Raw genomic sequence first — 11,909 nt, 5'->3', positions numbered from 1 at the left:
AGTACGGCAGGTCAAGAAGTGGAGCGCCGATGGCCGACCGGACGCACGTGACGTTGCAGGACGTCGCCCGCGCCGCCGCCGTGTCCCCCGCGACCGTGTCCCGCGTGCTCAACGGGTCGGCGAACGTCCGGGACGACCTGCGCGCGCGCGTGCAGGACGCGGCCGGACGCCTTGCGTACGCACCGAATGCGCATGCCCAGGCGCTCGCGGGCGCCTCCCGGCGGACGGTCGGGGTCATCTGCCACGACGTGTCCGACCCGTACTTCGCCATGATCGCACGGGGAATCATGCGCGTGGCCGGGGACAACGGCCTGCTTGTCATGCTGGCCAGCACTTTCCGCGATGCCGATCGCGAGGTCGCGTACGTTTCCATGCTGCGGGCCCAGCGTGCGCCGGCGATCCTCTTGATCGGTTCCGGCTTCGAGGACAAGTCCTGGGAGCGTTCACTGGCCGCCGAGATCGACCCGTACCTGCGGGGCGGCGGGCGGGTCGCGGTGGTCTCACGACACCGAAGCCTACGCGTTGACAGTGTCCTGCCAGAGAACCGAGAGGGGGCGGCCGCATTGGCTAAGGCACTGCTGGAAATGGGCCATCGCCGGTTCGCCGTTCTGGCCGGTCCCAGGGACTTGACCACGGTGTCCGACCGCATCGCCGGGTTCCGCTCGACGCTCGCCTCGGCAGGCCTGACACTGTCCGAAGAGGACATCGTCGAGGCCGGGTTCACCCGGGACGGCGGCTACGACGCGATGAACACGCTGCTGACCCGCGGCCTGGCCGCGACCTGCGTTTTCGCGGTGACCGACGTGATGGCGATCGGCGCGCTGTCGGCGTTGCGGGACAAGGGGATGTCCGTACCAGGGGATGTCTCCATCGCCGGGTTCGACGACATTCCCATTGTCCGGGACCTGACCCCCGCGCTGACCACGGTGGCGTTGCCGTTGGAACAACTGGGCGAACGGGCGATGGAGCTCGCGTTGCGGGACTCCGGACGGCGCAGGCGAATCCTCCGGGTGGCGGGCGAGGTCGTCATCCGGGCGAGCACAGGAAGGGTGCCCCCAGGAAATTGAACACTGTGACTCTGGACGGACTCACGATCGACCGCGTTGAGACATTCGCCGTACCGCTGCCGACGCTGCGGTCGTTCGGCGTGTCCGGCGGGTCGATCGCGACCGTGGGCAAGCCCAGCATCCGCGTACTGGTCAAGGTGACGGCGGGCGACCACTTCGGCTGGGGCGAGGCGACGCCGATCCCCGCGTGGACCTACGAGACGCAGGAGTCGATCGTCAGCACGATCGACGGCTACCTCGCGCCCGCGATCATCGGGCTGCCCGCGTGGGACCTCGACGGCGTCACAACGGCGTTCGACCGGGCGATCAACCGCGGTTTCTCCATCGGGTCGCCGCTGGCCAAGTCCGCAGTCGACGTCGCGCTGCACGACCTGCTGGGGCGGGCTTTGGGCGTTGCGGTCGGCGTGCTGTGGGGTCAGCGCCGGCTGTCCTCGATCCAGCTGGGCTGGGTGGTGTCCGGGCAGGGGCCGTCCGAGGTCGCCGCGGCCGTGGCCGAAGGTTCAGACCTCGGCTACCGGGCGTTCAAGGTCAAGATCGGGCTGCACGCCGAGGAGGTCGACCTCGCGATCGTGGCCGCGGTCCGTTCCGCCGCCCCCGACGCGCCGCTGTGGGTGGACGCCAACCAGGCCTATTCGGTGGGCGAGGCCGTGCGGATCTCCCACGCCCTGGCGGACTTGGGCGTGACCGCGTTCGAACAACCCTTGCCCGCCAACGATGTCGCCGGGCTGCAACGCCTGCGCGACCGCTCGGCCATCCCGGTGGCGCTGGACGAGAGCCTGCGGCACCCCACCGACATGTCCACGTTCGTGCGGCTGGGCGCGGTCGACGTGGCCATCGCGAAAGTCCAGCGCAGCGGGGGTTTGACGTTGTCGCGGCGGCTTTGCCAGCTGGCACAGGACAGCGGCGTCCGCGTGATGGGTTCCGGCCTCACCGACTCCGACCTGGGCCTGGCCGCGTCCCTGCACCTGTTCTCGGCCTTCGGTGTGGACACCCCGGTGGACCTGAATGGACGGCAGTTCATCGACTCCGTGTACGCCACCGGGGAGACGGTGAAGATCGCCGACGGCATGGCCACCGTGCCCACCGGACCGGGCCTCGGGGTCGAAGTGGACGAGGAGCTGGTGCGGTCCCTAAGCTCGCGGCATGGCTGAGGTGCTGCTGTTCCACCACGTCCATGGCCTGACGGCCGGCTGCCTGGCGTTCGCCGAGGACCTCCGCAAGGCCGGGCACACCGTGCACACCCCCGATCTGTACGAGGGCAAGACGTTCGCGGACCTCGCCGACGGCAAGGCGTACGTGCGGGAGCTCGGGCTGGAGACCTTTGTGGACCGCGGCCGGGCCGCGGCCGAGGAGCTGGACGTCGGGATCGTGTACGCCGGGTTCTCGGCCGGCGTGCTGCCCGCGCAGCTGCTGGCCCAGACCCGGCCCGGCGCCAAGGGCGCCTTGCTGATGCACAGCGCCATCCCGCCCGCCGAGTTCGGCGAGGGCTGGCCTGCCGGCCTGCCGGGTCAGATCCACACCATGGACGGCGACGCACTCGGCGACCTCGACGTCGCCCGGGAACTGGCCGCCGACACCCCGGAGGTGGAGCTTTTCCTTTACCCCGGCGACAAGCACTTGTTCAGCGACAGCGGCCTGCCTGACTACGACCGCGCCGCCACGGACGTGCTCAAGCAGCGCGTTCTGGCGTTCCTGGACGCCGTTTAGGTGCGGGCTGGGGTCTTCCAGGCGCTGTAGCCCGCCTTCTCGGCCTCTGCCACCGACTCGAAGATGACGTCGCCCTTGAGCCGGCCGTAGTACGGCGAGTCCGGGGTGTGGTAGCGCATGGACTTCCGGGAGCCCTTGATGATCATCGGCTCCGGCTCGTCCTCCTCGTCCTCGTCCTCGACCGCGTCGAGCACCGAGGTGTCCTCGGCCTGCGCCGGGCGCCGTTTACGCAGGACCACCGCGGTGATCACCACACCGGCGATGAAGGAGACCAGGCACAGCAGGTAGGTCTGGGCAGCGAGCCACAACAATGGCTTTACTCCTTGGTTTTCGTCTTGTCGACCACGGTGTCCGCGCCGAACAGGCGGCGCAGCACCGTCACCACCGCCATCCGCCGCGCGTTGTCCGGCACGACCCCGGCGACCATGACCCGGCCGGGCTCGACCGCCACCGTCATGTCCTCGGGCTGCTGGGTGATGACCGAGACCACCGCCCTGGCCGCCTCGGTGGTGATCGGGAAGTCCGTTCCCGCAACGGTTTTGGTCTCGTCGACGATCCTGCGGCCGTGCGACTGCTCGCCGATCGCGGTCAGGAAGCCGTCGCGCCACGCGGCCTGGCCGGTCACGCCGGTGACGGTGACCTGACCGGCAGCGAAGATCATCCGCATCGGACCGAGCTCGGGATCCCTCGTGGTGGCCTCGCGCACACCTTCGACCCCGGCGGCCACCTCACGGGCCTTGCCGAGCCGCTCGGCCTGGATTCCGCCGATCACCACGTCCCGGCCGTGCACGTCCACCGTGACCTCGGGCAGGGCGGCGTGCACGTTCGCCGCGATCTCCCGTTCGATACCGCCGGTCAGCACCGCGAGACCGGCAGCCGTGATCACGGCGGGCACGGTCAGCGCAGCCCACAACCACCGGCGGGGAAACCTCGACATGGCCGAAGTTCCTACCGGCCGCCCTTCATGATCGCCCGCCGAATCGCGGCCACACGCGCGTGTTTCACCCGATCAAGCGACCGGGGGTTCAGTCGTTCGGGTCGGCCAGCGACAGCAGCTCGTCGGCGAAGTCGGGATCGGCGACGGCCTGCCGGGCCACCAGGTCCACCAGCTGGTCGAAGCTCAGTGTGGCGGCCACCTCGGCGAACCGGTCCTCGTCGTCGTCATCGTCGCTCTCGGGGACGGAGGTGAACGACAGGCCGTCCTCCAGTGCGGCCAGGGTCACCGCGACCGCGTGCCCGCACAGCGGGGCGGTCTCGTCGTCCTCGCAGTCACACTCCCCGGTCAGCGCGCCGTTGACCACGCCGACCCAGACATCGAACTCCTCACGGGCGGAGTCCAGCACCACCGCCGCAACACCGCCGTCCTCCCGGGCGAGCTCGAAGACGCGCCCCTGGTCGAGGTGCTCCCGCCCGATCCGGGCGAGATCCGGTCCGACCAGCGAGGAAACGGTGTCGGCATCAAGACGTACGGCCACCGAGCCATCCAACACCACCGGGCAACCCCCCGTGAGTGTTTTTCGACTCACGGAGGGTCGCTTGACTGTCAGCGAACAACAATGGTGTACATGCTGCTCCCGGAGTCCCCGTTCGGACCGAGAGCCACCTGACCTGCCGCGAAGCCCTTCTCGAAGACCCGGAAGGTACGAGCCGTTCCCTCGCTGTTCACCAGCGAGGTCCCGGTGTCGGTCCAGTCCGAGCCCATCCAGGACGGCCTGCCCACCCGGGTGTCCACGGCGACCGAGACCGTTGCGGCACGGTTGATCGTGAACGTCACCAGGGGGTTGTTCGACGCGGCCTTGGAGTCGTTCGCGGTCCGGATCCACTGGGCGCCGGCCAGTGCCGCCGGAACGGTCCGCAGCGTGATGGTCCGGTCGCCGTACTGGGCCGCCCCGGTGTTCAGGCCGGACTGAACGGACCAGTCCGCCGAGTTCGCCGAGTCGGCCACCTGCAGACCGGTGATCGCGAGCTGGTCGTTGCCGCCGGTGACGGTCAGCCCGACCGGGGCCGTGCGGGTCACTCCCCCGGCGCCGCCGGTGACCGTGATGGTCGCCGTCCCGTTTGGACTGTTCGCCGCCGTCGTCACCGTCATCGTCGAATCCTGGCCTGGGGCAACGGGGTTCGGGCTGAACGACACCTGGCTGCCCGCGGGCTGACCGGACGCGCTCAGCGTCACATCACCCGGCGATCCCGACACCGCCGTAGCACGGACGGTGTACGTCGCCGACTGTCCGGCCGCGACGGACTGCGACGAAGGCGTTGCCGCCAGGGAGAAGTCCGCGCCCGGGCTGCAGGAAGGCGGCGTCGAGGGGTTGAAGCGGACCGCGTTGCCGTTGGTGTCACGGACATTCGTCGCGCAGACCCCGGTCGTCGTCTGGAACCCGATGTCGAACGGGCTGTTGCTGCCGCGCTGGACGGTGAAGTCCTGGAACGACAAGGGGCCGCTGTTGTTCGCGATCACCGCGGGGCGACCGTCGTTGGCCGCGAACCGGACCGAGCTGTTGATGAACTTGATGTCGTTGGCGTACCGCAGGTACCAGCCATAGGCCGGGCGGGTGCCGATGCTCTTCGGGTTGTAGTCACTGGCATCGTTGCTCGGCGGGTTGGTGGACATGGTGCCGTTGCCGCCGGGCACGCGGATGTTGACGTTGTTGAACGTGACGTTGCTGATGTGACCCGAGGACTCGCCCCAGAGCGTGGGGCTGAACGCCGGGGTGTTCCCGGTGATGGTGATGTTGTCGTAGGTGATGTTGCTGATGTTGCCCACACCCGGGTTGTTGCCACATCGTTTTCGCGTGCCGACCTTCTGCATGATCGGCGAGTGCACGTTGGTGACGGTGATGTCGCGGTAGTGCACGTCGGAGATCTTGGCGCCGTCCATCGACACCATGCCGAGCCCCGACTTGTTCGAGCCGTTGATGCTGATCCGGTCGAACTGGTAGTCGGTGAAGTCGCCGCACGTCTCCGAGCCGAACATCAACGCGTTGCAGCACTTGGCCGACAGCTTGGAGTCGCTGACCCGCACGTGGCCGTTGGGCAGCTTGGCGCCCAGCGCGTAGTCGCTCTTGAACACCAGCGCGTCGTCGTTCGCGGCGATGTTGGCGTTGGTGATGGTGGCGTTCGTGGTGCTGATGACGTTCCAGCCGTCCCGGTCACTGGCCGTGTCGATGGTCAGGTGGTCGGACTTCACGTTGTCGCACTGGTTGATCAGCATCGCGAAGTGGCCGCCGCGGCGCAGGGTGATGCCGCTGACGGTGAGACCGCTGCACCGGGTCAGCGAGATGATCTTGTCGGCCTGCCCGGAGTCCGGGTTGCCGGTGATCAGGTGCCCGCCGCCGTCGATCGTGCCCTCACCGACGAACGCGATGTTGGACAGCCGGTCGCCCCAGATCATCGCGTTGTGGAAGTGGCTGTGCCCGTAGTCCTGGAAGTCGTCGTTCGGGTTGGGCTCGGGCGGGTCGTAGTCGTTCGAACTGGAGCCCATGATCGTGGCGCCCGAGTTGAGCTGCACGGTCACGTTGCTCTTCATGTGGATCGAGTTGTTCGACTTGTACGTCCCCGAGGGGAACACCACGGTCCCGCCGCCCGCCGAGTTCGCGGCGGTGATCGCGTTGTTGATCGCGGAGGTGTCGTTGCTCGACCCGTTGCCGGTGGCGCCGTAGTCGCGGACGTTGAACGTGCCGGCCGCCTCCGCGCCCGGAGCGCCCACCAGGCCGACGAGAGCAACGGCAGCCGCCGTGACCAGCAGGGAAAGTCGTCTCAAGGTGACCACCTTCATGTAAACGTTTACATCGCGGCGGCCACGTCAGAGTAGGAGCGCTCACACACCCCCGTCAATGGTGGGATCTCCAAACCCATCCCCACCTCCCCTCCCTCCCCCGCATGTCCCCCTCTCCTCCGGGGTGTGTCCCCCTCTCCTCCACCCCGTGTCCCCCTTTCCTCCGCCCGTGTCCCACGTTCGCCGACCCCGTGTCCCACGTTCGTGGAGGCCGTGTTCCACGTTGGCCCTGCGCCAGGTTGTGGTTGGGGGGCCGCCTTGATGTGGGTTGCGGCGGCGCCTGGTTGATGGCTGGGGCGGTTCGATTTTGTGCGAGGACCCCTGCGGCGCGATGGGGTCACCAAGTGCCGCGATCGTGCTGGCGAGGCGCCGGGTGGGTGCGAGGGGGCGCCGCGTGGGTGCTTGGGTTGGGCCCGCCAGGCAGGCTGTGGTGGGTGGGTTCCCTGATGCGCAACGGGTTTTGACGGCGTCGCCCGGTTGGGGTGCGTTCTGGTCTCGACAGGGGGCGGGGAACCATGTCTACTCGGTGATCGGACGCAACGAGGCGAGTGTGGAGGCAGATGTGGCTGAGGTCCGGGGTGTCATCTCGCGGAGCAAGGGTGAGCCGGTCGAGCTGACGACGATCGTCGTGCCGGATCCCGGGCCCGGGGATGCGGTGGTGAAGGTGCTGGCCTGCGGGGTGTGCCACACGGATCTGCACTACCGCGAGGGTGGCATCAACGACGACTACCCGTTCCTGCTCGGGCACGAGGCGGCGGGGATCGTGGAACAGGTCGGGGAGGGTGTGACCGACCTGGAACCGGGGGACTTCGTGGTGCTGAACTGGCGCGCGGTGTGTGGTGCGTGCCGGGCGTGCCGTCGCGGGAAGCCTTGGTACTGCTTCAACACGCACAACGCCTCGAAGAAGATGACGCTCACCGACGGCACCGAGCTGTCCCCGGCCCTGGGGATCGGCGCGTTCGCGGAGAAGACGCTGGTCCACTCGGGACAGTGCACAAAGGTCGACCCGTCGGCCCGGCCCGCGGCGGTGGGGCTGCTCGGGTGTGGCGTGATGGCGGGGATCGGGGCCGCGATCAACACCGGGAACGTGGGGCTGGGCGACTCGGTGGCCGTGATCGGCTGTGGTGGGGTGGGCAACGGGGCCATTGCGGGGGCAAGGATCGCGAACGCGGCGAAGGTCATCGCGGTGGACGTGGACCCGCGCAAGCTGGAGTGGGCCAAGGGGTTCGGGGCCACGCACACGGTCAACGCCCGTGAGGTCGACGTGGTCACCGCGATCCAGGACCTTACTGACGGGTTCGGCGCGGATGTCGTGATCGACGCGGTGGGCCGGCCGGAGACGTGGACGCAGGCGTTCTACGCCCGTGACCTGGCCGGGACCGTCGTTCTGGTGGGCGTGCCGACGCCGGACATGCGGCTGGAGATGCCGCTGATCGACTTCTTCAGCCGCGGCGGTTCGCTGAAGTCCAGCTGGTACGGCGACTGCCTGCCGTCCCGCGACTTCCCGCTCCTTGTCGATCTCTACCAGCAGGGACGGCTGGACCTGGACGCGTTCGTCACCGAGGAGATCCCGCTGGACGGCGTCGAGGAGGCGTTCCACAAGATGCACCAGGGCGACGTGCTCCGAAGCGTCGTCATTTTCTGACCAGTCATTTTCTGAGGAACTCCGCCGTCACGGCGTCGGCCGGGAAGAACAGCTCGATCGACAGCTCGTCCACGGTGATGTCCGCGGGCGTGCCGAAGGTCGCGACCGCGCTGATGAATGACAGCTCGAGGTCGCGGTGCCGGATCCGCAACGGCACCGCGACCTCGTTGTCGAGATCGGGCGCCCTGTCCGGGCACGGGTACTCGGAAAGCTCATCGTTCAACGAGATCAGGTCGGCGTCCGCGGTCACGGCGATCTCCCGGCGCAACCGGCCGAGCAGGTGCGCCCGCCACTCCCCTAGGTTGACGATCCGCGACGCCAGCCCGTCGGGGTGCAGGCTCACCCGGAGCACGTTCAGCGGGTCCAGCAGCGACGCGGGTACGCCCTCAGTGAACATCAGCATCGGCTTGTTCGCGTCGACGAGGTTCCACCGGCGGTCGACGACGCCCGCCGGATAGGGCTCGTGACCTGCGAGAACCTGTCGGACGGCGGCCTTCACCGGGGCCATCTCGGGCGCTTGGAGGTCACGCTCGCCGTAGACCGGCGCGAACCCGGCCGCGAGCAGCAGCCGGTTGCGGTCGCGCAGCGGAACGTCCAGCTCATCGGCCAGGTGCAGCACCATTTCGCGGCTCGGGGCCGACCGGCCGGTCTCCACGAAGCTCAGGTGCCGGGTGGAGATGTCCGCCTGGATGGCCAGGTCGAGCTGGCTGAGCCGGCGCCGCTCCCGCCATTGCCTCAGCATCTCGCCGACGGGTCGTTGCTTGGTGGTGGTCACGATCGAAAACTACGCGAGGATTGTCGGTGGGGACCATTACCTTGCACGTCATGGACCGTCAGCAGCTGATCGACCGGATGGCCGCCGGAGCGACCCCCGAGTTCCTGTTCTTCTGGGGGCACACGCCGGCGCCCGGGCACGCCGTGGGCAAGTGGGTGCTCAGCCAGTGGTTCCCGGTCGAGTTCACTGTGGACGGTGACCGCTACCGGCACGCCGAGGGCTACATGATGGCGGAGAAGGCCCGCATGTTCGGCGACACCACGATGCGGGAGCGGATCCTGGCGGCCGAGGACCCGATGGACGCGAAGCGGCTGGGCCGGGCCGTGCGCGACTTCGACCAGGGCAAGTGGGAGGCCGAGCGGTACGACATCGTGGTGCGGGGCAACACCGCGAAGTTCGGCCAGCATCCCGGGCTGCGCGAGTTCCTGCTGGCCACCGGCGACAAGGTGCTGGTCGAGGCGGCGCCGCGGGACGTGATCTGGGGCATCGGGCTGGGCCAGGACAACCCGCGGGCCCAGGACCCGGCCCAGTGGCGCGGCCGGAACCTGCTCGGCTTCGCGCTGATGGACGCGAGGGCGGCGTTGTGAACCGGCAGGACCTGATCGACCGGTTCGACCAGGGCGAACACCCGCGGCTGGTGCTCTACTGGAGCCCGGTCACCCCGCACTGGGGCAGACCGGGCCAGGCGGCGTTCAGCCAGCGGTTCCTGGCGCCGTTCGAGTTCGAGGGCGAGCGGTACGGGCACGTGACTCAGTTCGTGGCCGCGGAGAAGGCCCGGCTGTTCGGCGACTGGGCGACCCGCAGCCGGATCCTGGCCGAGCGCAGGCCGCGGGTGATCAAGCAGCTCGAGCGGCAGATCCGGGGGTTCGACTGGCTGGTCTGGAGGGAGTACTTGCCGGAGACCGCCGTGCGCGGAAACCTGGCCAAGTTCGGCTCGCGCAACTACCTGTGCAAGTACCTGGTGTCCACCATGGGCTGCGTGCTGGTGGAGGCGAACGCGCGGGACAAGCTGGGCGGGATCGGCCTGTCCGCGGGGAAACCGGACGCTGTTGTGCCGTCGCGGTGGCGCGGCGAGAACATCCACGGTTTCGCGCTGATGGCCGCTCGTGACCAACTGGGAGAGTGAGCATGCAGATCGTCGTCACGCACGACCCGTCGCCTGAGGACGTCGAGGTGGTCAACGCCGGGCTGATGCAGTACAACGCGGACACGTACGACCGGTGGGAGCGCATGCCGCTGGCCGTGCTGGTGCGCGACCCGGACACCGGCGAAGCGGTCGGTGGCCTGGTCGGGCGCACATCGCTGGGCGTGTTGTTCGTGGACACCGTGCACCTGCCCGCCGCCCTGCGCGGCACCGGGCTGGGCCGGAAAGTGTTGCAGGAGGCCGAATCCGAGGCGGTCCGCCGGGGGTGCCGGAATGCGGTGCTTTTCACCGCCGCGTTCCATGCGCCCGATTTCTACGCGAGGCTGGGCTGGCGCGTGTTCGGCGAGATCCCATCCACCCCACCGGGTGCAACCCGGTTCTGGATGACCAAGGAGCTGCCGGGGTGAACTAGTTTGGGTTCATGGCGCTGTCGCATCCTTCCCGCCGTGAACCGGGCGGGGACGAAGTCTCGGTGAACCCGTTGTACACCAGGGTTCCGATGCACATCCCGCGCAACGAACTGCCGGCCGTGGGGCTCGACCCGGAGCTGGCGTACCAGATCGTGCACGACGAGCTGATGCTCGACGGGAACGCGCGGCTGAACCTGGCGACGTTCGTGACCACGTGGATGGAGCCGCAGGCCGACCGGCTGATGGCCGAGTGCTTCGACAAGAACATGATCGACAAGGACGAGTACCCGCGCACCGCCGACCTGGAGGCGCGCTGCGTGCGGATGCTCGCCACGCTGTGGCACGCCTCCACGGACGCGCCCGGCTGTTCGACGACCGGATCGAGCGAGGCCTGCATGCTGGCCGGCCTCGCGCTCAAACGACGCTGGAAACACCGGGGTGGCAAGGGCACGCCGAACATCGTGATGGGCGCGAACGTGCAGGTCTGCTGGGACAAGTTCGCCAACTACTGGGACGTCGAGCCGCGGCTGGTGCCGATGGACGGCGAGGAGTTCCACCTGTCCGCCGAGCAGGCCGTCGCGCACTGCGACGAGAACACCATCGGCGTGGTCGCGGTGCTCGGGTCCACTTTCGACGGTTCGTACGAGCCGGTCGCGGAGATCTGCGCGGCCCTGGACGACCTGCGGGCCCGCACCGGCCTGGACATCCCGGTGCACGTGGACGGCGCGTCCGGGGCGATGATCGCGCCGTTCTGCGACCCGGACCTGGAGTGGGACTTCCGGCTGCCGCGGGTGGCGTCGATCAACACCTCCGGCCACAAGTACGGCCTGGTGTACCCGGGTGTCGGCTGGGTGGTCTGGCGGGACCGCGAAGCCCTGCCCGAGGACCTGGTCTTCCGGGTGAACTACCTCGGCGGCGAGATGCCCACCTTCGCGCTGAACTTCTCCCGCCCGGGTTCACAGGTCGCCACGCAGTACTACAACTTCCTGCGCCTGGGCTTCGACGGCTACCGGCGCGTCCAGCAGGCTTGCCGGGATGTGGCCACCCGCCTGGCCGGCGAGATCGAGGCGTTGGGCCCGTTCCGCCTGCTCACCAGGGGCGATCAGCTGCCCGTGTTCGCCTTCACGGTCAAGGAGGACCAGCCGTTCTCGGTGTTCGACGTGTCGGCGGCCATGCGCGCCAAGGGCTGGCTCGTGCCCGCGTACACGTTCCCCGCCAACCGGACGGACCTCTCGGTGCTGCGGATCGTGGTGCGCAACGGGTTCAGCGAGGACCTGGCCGACCTCATGCTGGACAACCTCAAGCGCGTCCTGCACGTGCTGGCCAAGCAGGATCGCCCAAGGACCGGGCCTGCTGCGGCTTCTTTCGCGCACGGAGCCTAGTCCA

At 68.7% G+C, this 11,909-nt stretch carries 13 protein-coding genes; 8 read left to right on the top strand and 5 right to left on the bottom strand.

Going from position 1 to position 11,909, the window contains the following annotated elements:
* Positions 1–29 precede the first annotated feature (29 nt).
* The 3 genes from AB0J95_RS42350 to AB0J95_RS42340 are packed head-to-tail and all read left to right on the top strand — an operon-like array spanning position 30 to position 2,774.
* Positions 30–1,067 (top strand): LacI family DNA-binding transcriptional regulator, encoded by a 1,038-nt coding sequence (locus AB0J95_RS42350; protein WP_364771005.1) that lies wholly within the window; start codon positions 30–32, stop codon positions 1,065–1,067.
* A 5-nt stretch (positions 1,068–1,072) separates the two neighbouring features.
* Complete coding sequence (locus tag AB0J95_RS42345; RefSeq protein WP_364771003.1) at positions 1,073–2,218, top strand: enolase C-terminal domain-like protein; 1,146 nt, start codon at positions 1,073–1,075, stop codon at positions 2,216–2,218.
* Complete coding sequence (locus tag AB0J95_RS42340; RefSeq protein ID WP_364771001.1) at positions 2,211–2,774, top strand: dienelactone hydrolase family protein; 564 nt, start codon at positions 2,211–2,213, stop codon at positions 2,772–2,774. Before AB0J95_RS42345 ends, AB0J95_RS42340 begins: the two co-directional genes overlap by 8 nt.
* On the opposite strand, the gene AB0J95_RS42335 is transcribed toward AB0J95_RS42340, so the two are convergent.
* The 4 genes from AB0J95_RS42335 to AB0J95_RS42320 form a co-directional block, all read right to left on the bottom strand.
* Positions 2,771–3,085, bottom strand: a complete 315-nt coding sequence (locus AB0J95_RS42335) for a hypothetical protein (RefSeq protein WP_364770999.1) — start codon at positions 3,083–3,085, stop codon at positions 2,771–2,773. The genes AB0J95_RS42340 and AB0J95_RS42335 overlap by 4 nt on opposite strands.
* Positions 3,086–3,090: 5 nt before the next feature.
* Positions 3,091–3,711, bottom strand: coding sequence for a hypothetical protein (locus tag AB0J95_RS42330; RefSeq protein WP_364770997.1), 621 nt, complete (start codon positions 3,709–3,711; stop codon positions 3,091–3,093).
* An 88-nt stretch (positions 3,712–3,799) separates the two neighbouring features.
* The gene (locus AB0J95_RS42325) at positions 3,800–4,249 is read right to left on the bottom strand and encodes an SWIM zinc finger family protein (RefSeq protein WP_364770995.1); all 450 of its coding nucleotides are present in this window, start codon (positions 4,247–4,249) and stop codon (positions 3,800–3,802) included.
* Positions 4,250–4,317: 68 nt separating this feature from the next.
* On the bottom strand, positions 4,318–6,534 hold the full coding sequence (locus AB0J95_RS42320; protein ID WP_364770993.1) for a glycosyl hydrolase family 28 protein: 2,217 nt from the start codon (positions 6,532–6,534) through the stop codon (positions 4,318–4,320).
* 577 nt (positions 6,535–7,111) lie between these two features.
* Between AB0J95_RS42320 and AB0J95_RS42315 the strand changes: the two genes are divergently transcribed.
* Positions 7,112–8,194, top strand: coding sequence for an S-(hydroxymethyl)mycothiol dehydrogenase (locus AB0J95_RS42315; protein WP_364770991.1), 1,083 nt, complete (start codon positions 7,112–7,114; stop codon positions 8,192–8,194).
* Positions 8,195–8,198: 4 nt separating this feature from the next.
* On the opposite strand, the gene AB0J95_RS42310 is transcribed toward AB0J95_RS42315, so the two are convergent.
* Complete coding sequence (locus AB0J95_RS42310; protein ID WP_364770989.1) at positions 8,199–8,969, bottom strand: helix-turn-helix transcriptional regulator; 771 nt, start codon at positions 8,967–8,969, stop codon at positions 8,199–8,201.
* Positions 8,970–9,019: 50 nt separating this feature from the next.
* Here AB0J95_RS42310 and AB0J95_RS42305 point away from each other — a divergent pair, with 50 nt between their 5' ends.
* The 4 genes from AB0J95_RS42305 to AB0J95_RS42290 all read left to right on the top strand — a co-directional run bounded on the left by AB0J95_RS42305 (position 9,020) and on the right by AB0J95_RS42290 (position 11,905).
* On the top strand, positions 9,020–9,556 hold the full coding sequence (locus AB0J95_RS42305) for an NADAR family protein (RefSeq protein ID WP_364770987.1): 537 nt from the start codon (positions 9,020–9,022) through the stop codon (positions 9,554–9,556).
* Positions 9,553–10,095 (top strand): NADAR family protein, encoded by a 543-nt coding sequence (locus AB0J95_RS42300; RefSeq protein WP_364770985.1) that lies wholly within the window; start codon positions 9,553–9,555, stop codon positions 10,093–10,095. The genes AB0J95_RS42305 and AB0J95_RS42300 overlap by 4 nt, the downstream gene beginning before the upstream one ends.
* 2 nt (positions 10,096–10,097) lie before the next feature.
* Positions 10,098–10,520: a GNAT family N-acetyltransferase gene (locus tag AB0J95_RS42295; protein WP_364770983.1), complete on the top strand. Its 423-nt coding sequence runs from the start codon at positions 10,098–10,100 to the stop codon at positions 10,518–10,520.
* A 92-nt stretch (positions 10,521–10,612) separates the two neighbouring features.
* The gene (locus AB0J95_RS42290) at positions 10,613–11,905 is read left to right on the top strand and encodes a glutamate decarboxylase (protein WP_364771129.1); all 1,293 of its coding nucleotides are present in this window, start codon (positions 10,613–10,615) and stop codon (positions 11,903–11,905) included.
* Positions 11,906–11,909: the final 4 nt, after the last annotated feature.

The sequence above is a fragment of the Actinocrispum sp. NPDC049592 genome (assembly GCF_040675465.1).
Lineage (GTDB): Bacteria > Actinomycetota > Actinomycetes > Mycobacteriales > Pseudonocardiaceae > Kibdelosporangium.
This window is presented reverse-complemented; position numbering and strand designations above follow the sequence as displayed.

Coding starts and splice junctions, on each gene's coding strand:
- AB0J95_RS42305 (WP_364770987.1), top strand. CDS start 9,020: ATGGACCGTCAGCAGCTGATCGACCGGATGGCCGCCGGAGCGACCCCC.
- AB0J95_RS42350 (WP_364771005.1), top strand. CDS start 30: ATGGCCGACCGGACGCACGTGACGTTGCAGGACGTCGCCCGCGCCGCC.
- AB0J95_RS42340 (WP_364771001.1), top strand. CDS start 2,211: ATGGCTGAGGTGCTGCTGTTCCACCACGTCCATGGCCTGACGGCCGGC.
- AB0J95_RS42290 (WP_364771129.1), top strand. CDS start 10,613: ATGCACATCCCGCGCAACGAACTGCCGGCCGTGGGGCTCGACCCGGAG.
- AB0J95_RS42295 (WP_364770983.1), top strand. CDS start 10,098: ATGCAGATCGTCGTCACGCACGACCCGTCGCCTGAGGACGTCGAGGTG.
- AB0J95_RS42330 (WP_364770997.1), bottom strand. CDS start 3,711: ATGTCGAGGTTTCCCCGCCGGTGGTTGTGGGCTGCGCTGACCGTGCCC.